This window comes from Bacillus sp. A015 (assembly GCF_053851875.1).
The window spans coordinates 96,288-114,091 of sequence record NZ_JBSPZB010000009.1; the positions used below are offsets into that span (position 1 = coordinate 96,288).

General features: G+C 44.7%; 15 protein-coding genes. 11 read left to right on the forward strand and 4 right to left on the reverse strand.

The window, feature by feature from the left end; translation table 11 throughout:
• Positions 1–9: 9 nt before the first annotated feature.
• From ACSLGF_RS10090 to ACSLGF_RS10100, 3 genes are all read right to left on the reverse strand, one after another.
• Positions 10–1,347, reverse strand: a complete 1,338-nt coding sequence (locus tag ACSLGF_RS10090) for a (Fe-S)-binding protein (RefSeq protein ID WP_456004943.1) — start codon at positions 1,345–1,347, stop codon at positions 10–12.
• Positions 1,344–2,753: a glycolate oxidase subunit GlcD gene (gene glcD / locus ACSLGF_RS10095; RefSeq protein WP_456004946.1), complete on the reverse strand. Its 1,410-nt coding sequence runs from the start codon at positions 2,751–2,753 to the stop codon at positions 1,344–1,346. The genes ACSLGF_RS10090 and glcD overlap by 4 nt, the downstream gene beginning before the upstream one ends.
• A 78-nt stretch (positions 2,754–2,831) precedes the next feature.
• Complete coding sequence (locus tag ACSLGF_RS10100; protein ID WP_456004948.1) at positions 2,832–3,965, reverse strand: CdaR family transcriptional regulator; 1,134 nt, start codon at positions 3,963–3,965, stop codon at positions 2,832–2,834.
• A gap of 125 nt (positions 3,966–4,090) precedes the next feature.
• Here ACSLGF_RS10100 and ACSLGF_RS10105 point away from each other — a divergent pair, with 125 nt between their 5' ends.
• The gene (locus ACSLGF_RS10105; protein WP_456004951.1) at positions 4,091–4,669 is read left to right on the forward strand and encodes a branched-chain amino acid aminotransferase; all 579 of its coding nucleotides are present in this window, start codon (positions 4,091–4,093) and stop codon (positions 4,667–4,669) included.
• Between the two features lie 71 nt (positions 4,670–4,740).
• Here the strand turns inward: ACSLGF_RS10105 and ACSLGF_RS10110 are convergent, their stop codons facing one another.
• On the reverse strand, positions 4,741–5,502 hold the full coding sequence (locus ACSLGF_RS10110) for a DeoR/GlpR family DNA-binding transcription regulator (RefSeq protein ID WP_456004954.1): 762 nt from the start codon (positions 5,500–5,502) through the stop codon (positions 4,741–4,743).
• A 149-nt stretch (positions 5,503–5,651) separates the two neighbouring features.
• On the opposite strand from ACSLGF_RS10110, the gene ACSLGF_RS10115 reads away from it, so the two are divergent.
• The 10 genes from ACSLGF_RS10115 (at position 5,652) to ACSLGF_RS10160 (ending at position 17,781) form a co-directional block, all read left to right on the forward strand.
• Positions 5,652–6,458 (forward strand): tyrosine-protein phosphatase, encoded by an 807-nt coding sequence (locus ACSLGF_RS10115; protein ID WP_456004956.1) that lies wholly within the window; start codon positions 5,652–5,654, stop codon positions 6,456–6,458.
• 24 nt (positions 6,459–6,482) lie between these two features.
• Positions 6,483–8,021 carry a glycoside hydrolase family 10 protein gene (locus tag ACSLGF_RS10120; RefSeq protein ID WP_456004958.1) on the forward strand — a complete coding sequence of 513 codons (1,539 nt, stop codon included), beginning with the start codon at positions 6,483–6,485 and terminating at the stop codon, positions 8,019–8,021.
• A 160-nt stretch (positions 8,022–8,181) separates the two neighbouring features.
• A complete protein-coding gene (locus tag ACSLGF_RS10125) occupies positions 8,182–9,324 on the forward strand; it encodes an acyl-CoA dehydrogenase family protein (RefSeq protein WP_456004960.1) in 1,143 nt (380 codons plus the stop codon).
• Positions 9,325–9,366: 42 nt separating this feature from the next.
• Positions 9,367–11,004, forward strand: a complete 1,638-nt coding sequence (locus ACSLGF_RS10130) for an AMP-binding protein (protein ID WP_456004962.1) — start codon at positions 9,367–9,369, stop codon at positions 11,002–11,004.
• Between the two features lie 8 nt (positions 11,005–11,012).
• On the forward strand, positions 11,013–12,362 hold the full coding sequence (locus ACSLGF_RS10135) for an acetyl-CoA carboxylase biotin carboxylase subunit (protein ID WP_456004965.1): 1,350 nt from the start codon (positions 11,013–11,015) through the stop codon (positions 12,360–12,362).
• Positions 12,359–12,574: an acetyl-CoA carboxylase biotin carboxyl carrier protein subunit gene (locus tag ACSLGF_RS10140; RefSeq protein ID WP_456004967.1), complete on the forward strand. Its 216-nt coding sequence runs from the start codon at positions 12,359–12,361 to the stop codon at positions 12,572–12,574. The genes ACSLGF_RS10135 and ACSLGF_RS10140 overlap by 4 nt, the downstream gene beginning before the upstream one ends.
• A 12-nt stretch (positions 12,575–12,586) precedes the next feature.
• Entirely contained in the window at positions 12,587–13,495 is a 909-nt protein-coding gene (locus ACSLGF_RS10145; protein WP_456004970.1) for a hydroxymethylglutaryl-CoA lyase, read from the forward strand.
• Positions 13,496–13,507: 12 nt separating this feature from the next.
• Positions 13,508–14,290, forward strand: coding sequence for an enoyl-CoA hydratase (locus ACSLGF_RS10150; RefSeq protein WP_456004972.1), 783 nt, complete (start codon positions 13,508–13,510; stop codon positions 14,288–14,290).
• Positions 14,291–14,308: 18 nt separating this feature from the next.
• On the forward strand, positions 14,309–15,832 hold the full coding sequence (locus ACSLGF_RS10155) for an acyl-CoA carboxylase subunit beta (RefSeq protein ID WP_456004975.1): 1,524 nt from the start codon (positions 14,309–14,311) through the stop codon (positions 15,830–15,832).
• Between the two features lie 17 nt (positions 15,833–15,849).
• A complete protein-coding gene (locus ACSLGF_RS10160; RefSeq protein WP_456004978.1) occupies positions 15,850–17,781 on the forward strand; it encodes an AMP-binding protein in 1,932 nt (643 codons plus the stop codon).
• Positions 17,782–17,804 lie beyond the last annotated feature (23 nt).

The window sequence follows — 17,804 nt, forward strand, 5'->3', positions numbered from 1 at the left end:
CGTTCAGCTTTATGAGCTGGACGCTTCTTTTCCATATTGGACGGCTTCTAATAATAAGTCAGCGAGATGAACGGCCCTCATGCTGGGCGGGTGCCCTGAGCGTTTGATCCCTGCCACCATTTGCAATTGACAGCCTGGATTAGATGTGACAATGGCAGCAGCCGTTGTTTGACTTGCTTCTGTCATTTTATGATCTAAAATTTGCATCGACATTTTTGGCTGCAAGATGTTGTAAATCCCTGCTGAGCCGCAGCAGCGACCTGCATCCTTCATTTCTTTGAACGAAACACCATGAATAGCCTTCATGAGCACCCTTGGCGCACTTTGTACACCCATTCCATTCCGTAAATGACAAGAGTCTTGATAGGTGATGACTTGCTCAGGCAAAGCCAAAGGAATGCGGTGATGAAACGCCAGCTCCACTAGAATGTCTGATATATCCGTGATTTTCTTTGAGAAGGCTTCACTTCGCTTTTGAAAAGCCGGATCATTGTGAAGCAAATGATCGTAATCACTTAAAAAGGCACCACATCCGCCCGCATTCATGACAATCGCATCTACATCCGTCTCCTCAAAGGCTTCAATATTCTGCTTTGCTAACTGTTTTGCTTGCTCTTTTTCTCCACTATGGCCATGAAGCGCTCCGCAGCACGTCTGAATAGGAGGGACGACAACGTCGCAGCCTGACAGCTGCAGAAGCTGGATCGTCGCTTCATTTGTACTGGAAAAAACCGTGTCCATTAAACAGCCAGAAAAAAATGCCACACATTTTCTTGCTGGACCAATGGCTTTGTATTCATTCAAACGGCTTTTCTTTTGACGCGGCACCTTTGGGAGTGCCTGTTCCATCAGCTGTAAATGCGAAGGAAGCACCTTCAGCATACCAGTCTTACGGGCAGCAGTTTGCAGACCAGATGTTTGATAAAATCGAAGAAGACCTGCGGCTTGTCGCATACGGCTTTGTGAAGGGAAGAGACCTTTAAAAACAGCACGCCTCATCAATTTAACAGGAAACGATTGCTTTTTATGCTGCTGAATGATGTCTCTTGCATCTTCAAGTAATCGCCCATACTTGACGCCAGAAGGGCAGACCGGTTCACATGCACGGCAGCCAAGACAAAGATTAAGTGAATGTTTGACATCTTCATCTGGTTCAATCACACCGTCTCTTACCGCCTTCATTAAAGCAATTCGGCCGCGGGGAGAGTGCGTTTCTTGTTGTCCGGATTCAATATAGGTAGGGCAGGAAGGGAGGCAGAAGCCGCAGCGCATACAATTGAGCAGCTCCTTTTCATCCATTTGCTGCTGGAATTTTTGCTGAATCTCTTTTTGTTTAGAGGAATTCATGAGACCACCACCCGCTTTCTTGTTGCTTTCCCAAACACTTTATCAGGGTTCATGATATTTGCTGGGTCAAGTGCCTGTTTAATCGCTCTCATTGCCGCGATTCCTTCTTTTTTGACCTTTAGCTCCAAATAAGGAGCTTTCATGAGACCAACGCCATGTTCTCCGGTAATGGTGCCGCCAAGTGAGACCGCTTTTTCAAAAATGGCTTGAAAGGCTTCTTCCACACGTTCCATTTCTTCTTTATTTCTTGCATCTGCTGCACAAGTGGGGTGTAAGTTTCCATCACCTGCATGCCCAAACGTACAAATTTTCACCTGATACTCTCGCGCAATTTCTTCGATCGCACGCACCATGTTGGCAATTTCAGAACGAGGTACTGTGGCATCTTCTAAAATCGTTGTGGGGCTTAACCGGGCAAGGGCAGATAAAGCAGAGCGTCTCGCCGTTAAGAGCGCACTTGCCTCTTCTTCAGAATGTGCGATATTGACGCTTTTTGCACCGTGCTGCTGACAAACTTCTGCGATTGTTTGCATATCACGGGAAACCGCCTCAGGATTGCCGTCCTGTTCGATTAATAGCACCGCTTGAACGTCAGTAGGCAGACCAATTTTCGCAAAATCCTCAACGACTTCAAGAGTTGGCTGATCCATAAATTCTAATGTGGCGGGGATGATCCGCTCTGCAATAATGGCCGAGACAGAAGTAGCGGCTTCCTCTAGGCTTTCGTATAAGCAAAGCATCGTTTGTTTTGTTTCTGGAAGCGGCAAGAGCTTCAGCGTTGCTTCTGTGACAATCCCTAGCGTTCCTTCTGAACCAACGAATAAACGGGTCATATCATATCCAGCCACGTCCTTTGCGAGCTTGCCGCCTGTTTTGATGATGTCACCGTTTGGCAGAACCACTTCAAGACCAAGGACATAATCTCTTGTCACTCCATACTTTAAGCCTCTTAGACCACCTGAATTTTCATTAATATTTCCGCCTAACGTGGAGATTTTCATAGAGCTTGGATCAGGTGGATAGAAGAGACCTCTTTCCTCTACTTGGCGAATGAGCTCCTGCGTAATCAAGCCAGGCTGCACCGTTGCGGTGAGATTTTCTTCGTCTATTTCTAATAATTGGTTCATTCTTGTAAACAGCATCACAAGGCCGCCTTGTGTGGGACAAGTTCCTGCGCAAAGATTGGTTCCTGATCCTCTTGGCACGATCGGCACGTTGTATAAGGCGCAAAGCCGGACAATTTGCTGCACTTCCTCGGCTGTGTGAGGGCTCACGATGGCATCTGGCATATGCTGAAAATTCGGTGTCGCATCATAAGAGTAGGTAAGACGATCCGCCTTGCTGTCTTGTACATAAGACGCACCGACAACCTTTTTTAATTGATTTGAAAATTCAGAATCTAACATGTACATTCACTCCCACTGATTTTGACGTATCATTTCTTCCAGTATAAAAAAAGAACCGCTTCATGCCTATGGACGATTCTACAAAATATCGGACTGTTTTTTTGATTTTTTTGTATCATGATCTAGCAGCATCAATGCTAAATAAAAGAGCATCGCATCTTGCATGCGCTTTGGATCAAGTGTCGTTAAATCTTGGATGCGTTTTAACCTGTAATGCAGCGTATTAATATGTACATGCATCGCTCCAGCTGCATATTTCAATGAGTAATCCGATGTCATGAGTACCCGCAATGTTTTCACCAGCTCAGGATAGGGGAGAAGGGGCGTAATCGTTCGATCAAGGAACACTTCTTTCGTTTCCTGACTAACTTCCTCGATAAAAAGCTCAAGCGTCAAATCTTCATCAAACACAATCGGTGTATCAGCATGCGCCAATTTTAATGCACGAAAGGCTTGATGAAAGGATTGCTTCATCAAATGAGAAGCTGCTGGTTTCCCCGCACCAATCAATATCTTCGAGGTGGACAGCGCTGAGAGCGAGGCATGCATGTGAAAAAGGCGCTGCTGCAAAGCGTCACGATCTTCCGCAGTTGTTTGCAGCATGAGCAAAAAACGCGCATGTCCCCAGCGCACGATGATCTCCTGCTTGGTGAGATGCAGCACAGCCTTCATCGCTTTGTATTGATCCTGTTTCATAAATGATTCATCCTGACAATCGATCAGGACAACCGCACGCTGCTTTTGAACATCAAGCTGAAGCCGCTGCGCCTTTTCAGTGATATCAATGGATGTCTCCGGCAGATGAAGCCAGTCGAACACAAACGCTTCTAGCTGCCGTTCATCTGTTTCAGACTCTTGAAAAAATTCATGTTCTTGTATGAGCAGCTCTGTCATTTTTCGTAATATTTCGCCAAAAGGGGACACATGTACAGGGTCTCCTGTCATCCCAATTACACCAATGACCTCTTGCTCAAAGTAAATAGGCAGATTGATGCCAGCTTTGACGCCTTTCATATGCTGTTCATCATTCTTTGTGAGGATTCGTTTCTGCCCTTCCAAGGACGTAACATATGCCCCTTCATGAAATTGACCAATGCGCGCTGGATCTGTTGCCGCAATGATGGTACCGTTTGTTTGTGCGATGATGACTTCCTCAGTCAGCACTTTTTTGACCTCGTCTACGATTTTTTCTGCCAGTGTCATTGTGAGCAAAACGTACCCCTCCGAGATGTTTCTTTTTACACTATGATACCATCATATACTGGGACATATCTTTCTTTTCGTGTGTTATGCTAAAATAATAAACGCAAATGAAGTAGATGAAAGGAGACATAGCCATGTCATTGCAAAATCGCTTACAAGATTTATTGAAAGAAGGGCAGGCGCTGACAGACTTTGAATATGACGAAGCGACGCGTCACAATTGGACGTTAGAAGGTGCAAGAATAAAGGAAGAAGCACGCTTTGGCGATGTATATATAGAGCGTGTGGACAAGGAATCAGAGGATTTGATTCAAACGGAAGCCTCCTCATTTTTAAACACACCGCTTACATATGTAAAAACACAACAAAAAGAATTCATTTATATCGAATCGAAGTGGTTTGATGTGGTGAAAGTCGATGGATTAGCCATTGAATGGGACGAAGTGTTTCAAACGTATACCGTGTTATTCGGATTAAAGCGTCCTAAAAAAGACACAGGCATTCTAAAGGAAATGCTGTCGCAATTAAATGGTGCTCAGCTTCAATTTAATGGACAAGACGGCTTATTTGATGTGAATTTACAGCTTCTTGAGCTTGAGGACATCCAAGAAGATACGTCTTTCATCGACGTCATCTCGGCAGTGTACCGATTTTTATTCCACTTCATTATGCAGCTTGAGATGAATGAATCAAAAAACGGCTCAAATTCCTGAGCCGTTTTTTTTAGCAGCCTTTCTTTTCTCCGTTTTGGACCGTAGAAAGCTGTTACTAGCCTTCGTGTCTCCTAAGTTGCTGAAGGCGTGACAAACTGCACATCATGCTCTTTTCCATATTGAAGATAATCTTCATTTGGCTGCTTATTGGTCACGACGACATCAATATCTTGTAAATCACAAAACGTGGTCAGTGCATAATGATCGAATTTACTGTCATCGACTAATAAAAACGTTTTTGCACTTTTTTGAACGAGTGTTTTTTTAATATCCGTTTCAAGCGGGGAGGAATTCGTGACCCCGTGATCAATGGATAAACCAGTTGACGCAATAAATGCTTTATTGACATTATATGCTTTTAGACGTTCTACACTTTGATAGCCAACGAAAGAATTCGTTTTTCGCTCAAGCATCCCGCCAGTCGAAAAGATGGTGAGATTCTCAAAAGGCATCGCCTGTGTAATGAAATCCACGTTATTTGTCACAACGGTCACCTGTTTTTCCGTCAAATACGGAAGCATCTCGAGCGTCGTCGTACCAGAATCAACAAAAATCATATCTCCATTTTCGACAAAAGCGGCAGCGGTCTGACCGATCAATTGTTTTTTACTCAGCTGACGTGTCTTACGCTCTTGATACACCACTAACGTTGAGTGGTTCACAGCCACACCGCCATATACTTTCTTTAGCACGCCGGATTCTACCAATGCTTGTACATCTCGGCGTATCGTGTTTTTGGAGACGCCAAAATGCGCTACAAGCTCATCAAGTGAGGCAGATTCCCGGTCAAACACATACTCTTTGATTTGCTGAATCCGTTTTGTTTTTATCATGCTACAATCTCCAATCAATCCGAATGTCTTTTTTTCATTATACCAATAATTCCTCTTACATGATGATCCGTCGTCTGCTTCTCTTTTCTCCTTTTCTATAAAAGCGTATGATAGAGAAAGGAATGATGAAGGAAAGGACTTTAACTTCTATGAATCAGTCAAACAACCAATTTTCAAAGCTTGCAAATTTTAGAGAAGTAGGGGGACTTCAAACAACAGACGAGATGGTGATCAAGCGGGGAATGCTTTATCGATCCGCAGATTTATCCCGTCTGACAAAACAAGATATCGCGATGTTCTCGAAGCTTGGGATTCAAACCGTTTGTGACCTCCGTACAACCTCAGAACGTAAATCACATCCACCAAAGATCAAGGAACACGACAAAATTGTTCATATCCCTATGCAGCCTGACAGTATGATGCCTAGTAAATGGAACATGTTTCGTATGCTGGTAGCAGAAGCAAAGTCTCTATCATTTACGCCGATCATGAAAGATTTATATCAAAGTATGCTCACCGAACGAAAAAAAGAGATTCAGCAGTTGTTCACACTACTGTCAGACGAGAAAAATTATCCGCTCATGCTTCACTGTACGAGCGGAAAGGACCGTACGGGTTTTTTATCTGCCCTTATTCAATTAGCAGCCGGTGTACCGGTACATATCGTTTTAAGTGAATACATGCGTTCAAATGAAGGAGTGCAAATGCTTGTCAAAAGGCAGGAACGATTTGTCCGAATGATGAGTTTATACCGGGTATCAAAAAAGCAAATTCAGCCGCTGCTTGGTGTGCAGCAAGATTATCTTGAAGATGTGCTAAACGAGATGATGGATACATACGGGAGTGCAGAGCGGTATTTAATAGAAGCCTGCGAAGTACCTGAAGCTCAGCTCAATGCAATGAAAAACATCCTGCTTACACCATCTGCTGGCATTCCATCACAAAACGCAGAATAAACTTGATATGAGGTGATGCAAAACATGCTGAAAAAGATCAGTATGATGTTTCTGACAATGACTTTGATGTTTGTATTCTTATTGATTCCATCTAGCAGTCTAGCTCGTCAAATGCCAAAAGGGAAGCTTGAAAGCAGCAGAGAGATGCGTGCGGTTTGGGTCGCATCAGTTTATAACTTGGATTGGCCTTCAAAGAAAGGACTGTCTGCCGCAGACCAGAAACAAGAGTTCATCCATCTGTTAGATAAGATCAAAGCGATGAATATGAACGCCGTCATCATGCAAATTAAACCAACAGCAGATGCCTTTTATCCTTCGGCATTCGGACCGTGGTCAGAATATTTGACCGGGACGCAAGGGAAAGATCCTGGATATGACCCGCTTCAATTCATGATAGAAGAAGCACATAAACGAGGCCTGGAATTTCATGCTTGGTTTAACCCTTATCGAATCACAATGAATCATACAGACCTCAGCCGGCTATCAGCCGATCACCCTGCAAGAAAACATCCTGATTGGACGATCGCCTACGGAAATCAGCTTTATTACAATCCAGGCATTCCTGATGCTCAGGACTTCATTGTAGGCGGCATAGAAGAAGTAGTGAAAAACTATGATATTGATGCGGTGCATATGGATGATTATTTTTACCCGAATAAAATTGCTGGTGTGCCATTTCCAGATCAAGAAACATATGAAACATATGGAAAAAAAGCATTCACACATATAGAAGATTGGCGAAGAGATAATGTGAATCAATTGGTGCAGCAAATCAATGAAACCATTAAGAAAGAAAAGCCGTATGTGAAATTTGGTATTAGCCCGTTTGGTGTATGGCGCAATATAAAAGATGATCCAACTGGTTCAAACACCACAGCGGGGATGACCAATTATGATGATTTGTATGCTGATACAAGAGAGTGGATTCAGCAGCACAATATCGATTATGTCACCCCGCAAATTTACTGGAGCATCGGCTTTCAGGCAGCCGCCTATGATGTGCTGACGAAATGGTGGTCAAATGAAGTGAAGGGAGAGCCCGTTCACCTATACATTGGTCAGGCGACTTATAAAATCAATCAAAACAGTGATCCCGCTTGGTCTGATCCCGAGGAATATTTTCGCCAAATCGAGCTGAACCGGCAGTCTCCACTCGTGCAGGGAAGCATGCATTTTAGTCTAAAGGATATCAATCGTAACCCTTTGAATGTAAAGGATCGATTAATAGAGGAGACATATAGCAAACCGGCTCTCATTCCAGAAATGCCGTGGCTTCATCAGAAAGCTCCAAAAAAACCAATCATCCAATCTGTGAAAAAGACAGCAGATGGCGCGGCTTTACAGATCAAAAATGACCCACATTCTACTGCATCCTATTATGCGGTCTATCGATTGACGAATAAAGGGACATATGAATTACTGCAAACGGTCAGAAAAGAAAAAGGCACGATGACATCTGTCAAAGACCTTTCAGTGAAGCAGAAGAAGAGTGCGATCTACAAAGTAACGGCTCTTAATCGCCTTCATCATGAAAGCAAGCCTTCTACAAAAACAGTAAAATAACGAAAAAAAGCATGAATGAGAACTTTCTTTCATTTATGCTTTTTTCATTTCCTCGTTTTTCTACTATTCTTATTTTAATTTTCTGAATTCAATCAAGCTTGGCATGAAGCAGCTACTTGATTAATAAATATGATAGAGAAGAGACAAAGGAGGAAGTAAGATGGACTTTGAATTAACGAAAGAACAACAAATGATCCGTCAGATGGTCAAAGAATTCGCAAAAGCAGAAATTGCACCGCTCGCTCAAACGATTGATGAACAGGCAGTATTTCCTGTCAAAACATTTCAAAAAATGGGGGAGCTAGGCTTTATGGGCATACCCTTTCCAGAAAAATATGGAGGCTCGGGTGGAGATACGATATCGTATGCACTGGCTGTAGAAGAAATCGGAAAACAGTGTGCAAGTACAGGTCTTAGCTATGCCGCTGCTGTCTCCTTAGGTGCAAGCCCGCTTTATTATTTCGGTACAGAGGAGCAAAAGATGGATCACCTTGTCCCGCTAGCATCTGGAACAGCACTCGGTTCCTTCGGATTAACAGAACCAAACGCAGGTTCAGATGCAAAAGGAACGAAAACAAAAGCGATCAAAGACGGACAAGAATACATCATCAGCGGGGAGAAGTGCTGGATCACAAATGCCAATTTTGCCAGAACCATTATCGTCACCGCTGTTACGGATCATGATGAACACGGCCGCCCGGTCATCTCAGCCTTCATTGTTGAAAAAGGACAAAAAGGGCTATCAATTACAAATCCATATGACAAAATGGGGGTGCGCGGATCAGATACGGCTGAAATCATTTTAAACGAAGTGCGCGTACCAGCGCATCATATATTAGGGGACCCAAACAAAGGATTCAAGCAGTTTTTATATACATTAGACGGGGGACGAATTTCGATTGCCGCCCTTTCTGTTGGAATCGCGCAAGCGGCACTTGACGCCTCGCTTTCCTATGCAAAAGAAAGAAAGCAATTTGGTCAGACCCTCTCATCCTTTCAAGCCATTCAGTTTAAACTGGCGGATATGGCGATGCAAATAGAGCTCGCAAGACAAATGGTATGGAAAGCCGCTTGGCTGAAAGATAACGGCAAGCCGTTTACAAAGGAAGCAGCTTATGCCAAGCTTTTCGCTTCTGAAATGGCGACAAAAGCAAGTCTTGATGCAGTCCAAATTCACGGCGGAACAGGCTACATGAAAGAATACGGTGTAGAACGACTCGTGAGAGATGCCAAGCTGATGGAAATCGGAGAAGGGACATCTGAAATTCAGCGGCTCGTCATCGCAAGACAACTGTTAGCGTAATTCTGCAATGAAAACGCTTACTATTTGTGAGGGAGGAAACGAATGATGTCGATTCAGCCACAGACGATCGGCTCCCTATTAAGAGAAAAAAAGGAGCAGCACCCAGCACATGAAGCCATTGTTTATCCAGAACGTTCTTTACGTTATTCATACGAAGCGTTTTATAGAGAGGTCAAGGAAACAGGTAAAGGTCTAATGGCAATAGGGGTTCAAAAGGGTGATCATATCGCCATCATGGCACCAAATGTACCTGAATGGCTCATTCTGCAATTCGCCTGCGCCTCCATTGGAGCTGTTCTTGTCACCGTGAATACGAATTTTCAATCACAGGAACTCGCTTATTTACTAAAGCACTCTGATAGTAAAATGCTGTTTATCGTAGACGGGTTCAAAGAGACATCCTATGTCAGAATGATTGAAGAACTGATCCCGGAGCTTCAAACAGCTCATCAAGATGAGATCACATCCGCATCATTTCCTTATTTAAAAAGCTGCGTGTATATTGGCCAGCACGTACCAAACGGCATGCGCAGCTGGGACAGTATTCAAGTTGCTGCCAAAAGAACCGCAGATCATGAATGGGAGAAACGAATGGATGCGCTGGTGCCTGATGATGTGATAAATATGCAATATACCTCGGGCACAACCGGCTACCCAAAAGGAGTCATGCTCAGCCATACCAACATCGTCTGCAATGCCAGCCAAATCGCAGATTGCATGAAGCTCACCCAACAAGACCGAATGTGTATCCCTGTACCCTTCTTTCATTGCTTTGGTTCTGTGCTTGGCGTGCTTGCTTGCCTGACAAAAGGGGGAACGATCATCCCAGTTGAATCTTTCCATCCAGAGCGTGTGCTGCAAACAGTTGAAATAGAAAAGTGTACCGTTCTTCACGGCGTCCCGACGATGTTCATCGCAGAGATGGATCACCCGAATTTTCTCCATTACGATCTGTCCACATTACGAACGGGTATTATGGCCGGCTCACTTTGCCCATCTCATGTGATGAAGGCAGTCATTGAAAAAATGGGGTTGAGGGAGCTCACGATTGCCTATGGTCAGACCGAAAGCTCTCCTGTCATTACCCAAACAAGAACCGATGATTCATTTGAAAGACGGGTTCAAACGGTCGGGCGGGCGCTTCCTCACATCGAAGTGAAAATCGCCAGACCAGGCACGTCGAGTGAGGTGCCAAGAGGAGAACAGGGGGAACTGTGTACAAGAGGCTATCATGTCATGAAAGGCTACTATAAAAATGAAGAAGCAACAAATAAAGTCATTGATAAGGACGGGTGGCTTCATACGGGGGACTTAGCTGAGATGGATCATGACGGCTATGTGAAAATCACAGGCCGCCTGAAAGATATGATCATCAGAGGCGGAGAGAATGTTTACCCAAAAGAGATTGAGGACGTTCTTTACACTCATCCGGCCATTCTTGACGCACAGGTCGTTGGCATTCCTGACGAGACATACGGAGAAGAAGCAGCCGCATTCATTCGGCTCAAACAAGGGAGTACGGTCACGATTGAGACATTAACCAGCTATTGTCAGTCCCAAATGGCACGCTACAAAATCCCGAAATACTTTTTCATTACAGATGAGTACCCGATAACCGCCTCAGGGAAGATTCAAAAATTTCGACTGAAAAAGCAGGCGCTTGATCTAATAAAGGAGTGAAGTCAGCGATGTTTCAACAAGTACTGATCGCCAATCGAGGCGAAATAACCCGACGAATTATTCGGACCTGTAAACGGCTCGGGATCAAAACAGCCGCCGTTTATTCAGAGGCAGATCAGCATGCACTTCATGTGCAAGAAGCAGATAGCGCATTTCCGATCGGAGGCGCAAAAGTATCTGAAAGCTATTTAAATGTGGAGGCAATCATCGAGGTTGCCAAACAAACAAATACAGATGCCATCCATCCTGGATATGGTCTTTTATCAGAGAACGCCGCTTTTGCTGAGCGCTGCCGCAACGAAGGAATGGCCTTTATTGGACCATCTGCACAAGTCATTCAGCAAATGGGGAATAAAATTGAAGCGAGAAAAACGATGGAACAAGCGGGCATCCCAATCGTTCCAGGAGTTTCAGCCCCACTGCATGACGCAGATGAAGGGGTCAGTAAAGCGCAGTCACTCGGTTATCCGATCATGCTAAAGGCATCGAGCGGAGGCGGGGGGATTGGCATGCAGCTCGTTCGAAATGACGAGGAGCTGTACAGAGCGTTTGAAGGAAATCAAAAAAGAGCGCAAAGCTTTTTCAATGACGGTACTTTGTACATGGAAAAGGTGATTGAACACGCGCGGCATATTGAAATTCAAGTCCTCTTTGATTCCTTCGGCCACGGGGTTCACTTATTTGAACGAGACTGCTCACTCCAGAGAAGACACCAGAAAATCATTGAAGAAGCACCAGCCGCCTGTCTCGATGACTCAGTGAGACTTCAAATGGGGCAAATGGCCGTCAAAGCAGCCAAAGCGATTGGCTATGAAAATGCAGGAACGATTGAATGTTTAGTCGATCAAAATCAACAATTTTATTTCCTAGAAATGAACACGAGGTTGCAAGTAGAGCACCCTGTCACTGAAGAAATCACAGGGATTGACCTTGTCGAGGAGCAGCTGAAAATCGCTGCATCAGAGCCGATTTCCTTCAATCAAGAGGATATTCATCAAATCGGGCATGCCATCGAAGTCCGAATCTATGCTGAAGATCCGGTCACATTTTATCCATCACCAGGTACAATCACTACACTTTCTGCACCAGCCGCCCCGTATATACGCCATGAGTCAAGTGTGACAAACGGCAGTGTCATTACCCCATTTTACGATCCGATGATTGCCAAAATGATTGTTTACGGTGATACACGAAAACTTGCAATAGAACGATTAAAAGCAGCATTACAAGCATATGAAATAGGAGGGATCAAAACGAATTTACCACTTTTAAGGGAAATGGCCGGATCATCTGCTTTCTTACACGGAAGGATCACAACCGATTTTCTGATGAAAAAAAGGGAGGAAAACCGTTCATGAAAACCGTCACGATACAAATGGCCGGGAACTTATGGAAGCTTCTTGTGAAACAAGGTGATAAAGTGCAAAAAGGACAGGAAGTTGCCATCTTAGAATCAATGAAAATGGAGATTCCGATCGTTGCAGAAGAGGCAGGTGTGATCAGCAAAGTGTATAAGGCAGAGGGAGAATTTGTCGATGAGGGAGAGGTGCTACTGGAGCTGACAGAATAGGAGGGAAGCCAAATGGCATTACCAAAAAGTGTGCTTATCAGGGAGGTCGGCCCGCGGGACGGACTGCAAAATGAATCAGCTTGGCTGGACACAAACGAGAAGCGAACATGGATCGATTTACTTGCGGCAGCCCATCTCCCTTATATTGAGGTCACATCATTTGTCCATCCGAAATGGGTTCCAGCCTTAAAGGACGCCAAACAATTAGCCCAATCCTTAAACAAAAAAGACGATACCACCTATGCCGCACTTATTCCTAATGAAAAAGGCTTGGCCTATTTTTTTGAAGCAAATCTTGATGTAGGCGCTATGTTTATCTCTTCGAGTGAAACACATAACAAGAAGAATATGAATCAATCCATACATGAAACCCTTCCTGTCATCAAACAAATGACAGCAGATTTAAAAGCAGAAGGACGAAATACTCGCGCATATATTTCTACCGTGTTTGGCTGCCCTTATGAAAAACAAGTGTCAATGGATCAAGTGCTGCGGTTAACGGATATTCTGCTCTCCTACGGCATCGATGAAATATCACTCGGTGACACCATCGGAGAAGCCCATCCGCTGCAAGTAGAAAGACGATTAGACATTTTACTTGAGCGCTTTCCTGCTGATAAAATCGCTCTTCATTTTCATGACACAAAGGGGATGGGTCTTGCGAATATATATACGGCATTAAAGGCTGGAATCACGATATTTGATTCCTCTAGCGGCGGGCTTGGCGGCTGTCCATACGCACCTGGCTCTAGCGGGAATGTGGTGACAGAAGATGTGGTGCATATGCTTCAAAAACTGGGGATTGAAACAAATATCGACCTTCCTGGATTGATTAAAGCAGCAGAATGGATTGAAACAAAAGTAGATCGAACCCTGCCTAGTCACTGCTTACGTGCTTTTCACTCTCATACTACTTCATAAAGGATGAATGACATGACATCATTGGTCAATTTTTCGATACAAGATGAGCAGATTGGCATCATGACCTTAAACAGACCAGAACAAGCGAATTCCCTATCAGCTGCGATGCTGGAAGAGATCAATCAAACCATTCAAGAAATCAAACACGATGAAAGCATCCGCTGTTTGCTCATAACAGGAGCTGGCTCTAAAGTCTTTTGCGCAGGCGCAGATTTAAAAGAACGACGATTGATGACAGAAGAAGAAGCCAAAGAAGCCGTTCTTACGATTCAGCAAACCTTTACTGAGATTGAAGCCCTGCCTATACCTGTCATTGCAGTCATGAACGGACACGCACTTGGCGGAGGTCTTGAGCTAGCGCTGGCTTGTGATCTTCGCATCGCAAGAACTGGAGCAAGACTCGGCCTGCCAGAAACAGGACTAGCTATCATTCCAGGGGCCGGGGGTACGCAAAGACTTCCGCGCCTGATCGGACTCGGTAAAGCAAAGGAACTCATTTTCACAGGGGCTTCATTACAAGCAGAAGAAGCCATTCAAATTGGGCTGATTGAGCACATCTCTTTAGCAGATGCTCTCATGAATGACGCCATTTCTCTCGCAAAACAAATCTCTAAAAACGGACCAATTGCTTTAAAAGAAGCGAAACAAGCGATTCAAATGAGCCTTGATCACGATTTACGTACAGGTCTGATGAAAGAATACGAAGCCTATTTACGGCTCATTGATACAGAAGATCGAACGGAAGGTCTTCAGGCTTTTCAAGAAAAACGAACGCCTTATTATAGAGGCAAGTAGCAAGAAAGGGGAATGGGCATGATCGAGGAATATGAATTAAATAAACAGCGAATTCTTAAAGGAGGGGCCGAGCGATATCATCAAAAAAACAAAGAAAAAGGAAAATTGTTCGTCCGTGATCGGCTCCAGTTGTTATTAGATGAGGAATCGTTCATTGAAGATGCCATGTTTGCAGAGTGTAAAGATGAATATTTACCAGCAGATGGTGTCGTCACAGGGACGGGGCGTATGAATGGACAGACAGTTTGCATCATGGCGAATGACTCTACCGTCAAAGCAGGGTCGTGGGGCGTCAAAACGGTCGAGAAAATCATTAGAATCCAAGAAACAGCCGAGAAACTCAACTGTCCGATGCTGTATTTAGTCGACTCTGCTGGTGCTAGAATTACAGATCAGATCGCCATGTTTCCAGGCAGGAGGGGTGCAGGGCGCATTTTTTATAACCAAGTCAAGCTGTCTGGACGTATCCCGCAAATTTGTTTACTATTCGGCCCTTCTGCGGCCGGCGGTGCTTACATCCCTGCTTTTTGTGATATCGTCGTCATGGTCGAAGGAAATGCCTCCATGTATTTAGGCTCTCCGCGAATGGCCGAAATGGTGATTGGAGAAAAAGTATCCCTTGAAGAAATGGGCGGAGCGAAAATGCATTGCAGCATTTCTGGATGCGGAGATGTATTAGCGAAAACAGAGGAAGAGGCCATTCAAATCGCGCGTGATTATTTAACCTACATGCCTGCCAACTATACGGAAAGACCAAAAATGAAAGCCGCAAAAGCACCTAAACCATCTGAGATATCCATCCAAAACCTCATCCCTAAAGGTCAGAATACGCCTTTCGACATGTATCAACTCATTGATTTACTCATCGATGAAGGATCATTTTTTGAAATCAAAAAGCTGTTTGCCGCAGAGCTGATCACAGGCTTTGGCCGCTTTAATGGTCAGCCTGTCGGTCTTATTGCCAACCAGCCGAGGGTGAAAGGCGGCGTATTATTTCATGACTCGGCTGACAAAGCTGCCAAGTTTATTCAGCTATGTGACGCCTTTCATCTTCCACTTCTCTTTCTTGCGGATATCCCGGGATTTATGATTGGAACAAAAGTAGAACAAGCGGGCATTATTCGGCACGGGGCGAAAATGATTTCTGCTATGTCAGAGGCGACCGTACCGAAGATATCCGTCATCGTGCGTAAAGCATACGGTGCAGGATTATATGCAATGGCAGGGCCTGCCTTTGAGCCGGATTGCTGTCTTGCTCTTCCATCGGCCCAAATTGCTGTGATGGGGCCGGAAGCCGCAGTAAATGCTGTCTATGCGAATAAAATTTCCGCACTGCCTGCCGAAGAGAGAGCCGCATTTATACAAGAGAAACGCAAGGAATACCAGGAAGATATGAATATATACGAGCTTGCCTCTGAAATGATTGTCGACGGCGTCATCCCATTTGACCGTTTAAGAGCTGAACTGTGTAATAGATTACAAGCCTATACCTCTAAAGAGATGACATTTACGAGACGAAAACATCCGGTTTATCCGGTCTAAAGGGGGGCGTCCTCAAGATGAACCTGAAACCAGCATGGATACCGGGAGAGCAGATGATCAAAAAAACACGTCTTTATAAGTGGATGCACTCACTTGGTTTTTCTACCTATGACGCATTCTATCAAGCTAGTATCGAGCGCACAGAATGGTTTTGGAAAGAAGCTGAAAAAGCCATCGGCATTCAGTGGAAGGTGCCGTATGAAGCCGTATTAGGTCAAGATTCATTCATGTGGCCGAAGTGGTATAAAGGCGGCCAATTGAACATCACCGAAACGGCCGTGGACAAATGGGCGGAGAAAGAAGAGACCAAACATCAACCAGCGCTGATTTGGGGAAATGAAGCTGGGGAAGAAAAGAGTTGGTCCTACCTCCATCTTCAGGAAAAAGTCAATCGTCTCGCAGCTGGTTTTTTGAAGAGAGGGCTTCAAAAAGGGGATGTGGCGATCATCTATATGCCTATGCTTCCTGAAACGGTTGCCGTCATGCTTGCCTTTGCAAAGATTGGTGTGATCTTTAGTCCGGTCTTCTCGGGCTATGGAAGTGAGCCTCTTGCCGTACGCATTCGTGCTTCAGGTGCAACCATTGTCGTCACAGGGCATGAAATGACGCGCCGCGGGAAAACCATCAACATGAGAGAGTGTGTAGCTGATGCAATCCAAAAAACAAATACCGTCAAAACAGTCATTGTGCACGCTTCCTCTGATAATGAATATCAAGATGATGTAAGACTAAATGATGTATTAAAAGAACAGCCGATAAAAGACACGACCTATGTCACAAATGAAGACCCTCTCATGATCTTGTACACCTCTGGAACAACTGGCACGCCAAAAGGAGCCGTTCATACACACGCAGGCTTTCCTGTAAAAGCGGCTTTTGACGCCGGTCTTTGTATGGATGTCGCAATAGGAGACCGGCTGTTCTGGCTCACAGACATGGGCTGGATGATGGGACCGTTTCTAGTCTTTGGCGGCTTGATCAATGGAGCCGCGATTGTTCTATATGACGGCGCACCCGATTATCCAGATCAGCAGCATCTCTGGTCATTCATCCACCAGCAGAAAGTCACCCATTTTGGGCTTTCGCCTACATTTGTTCGTTCTGCGATGCAGCAAAGCCTTGCAGAGATTGAACTGCCGCATGTCAAAGCCATCATTTCTACCGGTGAACCTTGGAATGAAGCACCGTGGCAATGGCTTTTTGACACAATCGGTCAAAAGAACATCCCCATCTTAAATTACTCAGGGGGAACCGAAGTGTCTGGGGGTATTGTAGGAAGTACTTTGCTTCGCCCAATCAAACCGATTCTTTTTAATACGGCGATCTTAGGAATGGCGGCAGATGTGTATAACGAATCAGGTCAGAGCGTCATGAATGAAGTAGGGGAACTTGTTGTGAAAAAGCCTTGGGTCGGCATGACATGTGGTTTTTGGAATGAGCCTGAGCGTTATGAAGACACGTATTTCAAACGATTTAACGGGGTATGGACACACGGTGATTGGGTGATGCAAACAGAAGGCGGAGCATTCCATATCACAGGCAGATCGGATGATGTCATTAATACAGCAGGTAAACGTGTTGGTCCAGCTGAAATTGAATCAATTCTTGTTGGACATCCGGCTGTGCACGAAGCTGCTGTGATTGGGGTAAAGGATGAGGTGAAGGGGGAGGCACTCGTGTGTTTCATTGTCACCGGTTCACACTCTTTTGAAGAAGCCAAGCTCATTCAAGAGCTCAAAGCACATGTTGGTTCACATGCAGGAAAAGCGCTCACACCAAAAGAGATTCATCTCATTTCAGCTTTACCGAAAACAAGAAACGGAAAAATTGTCCGGCGTTTACTAAAAGGGGCGTATGAACAGAAGCCTTCACCAGACCTTTCTTCATTAGAAAACCCAAATGTGTATAAGAGCATTTCCGCATACCTGAAAAGGAAACAGAATCAATAGAAAAAAGACAGGCAGGAGCCCTG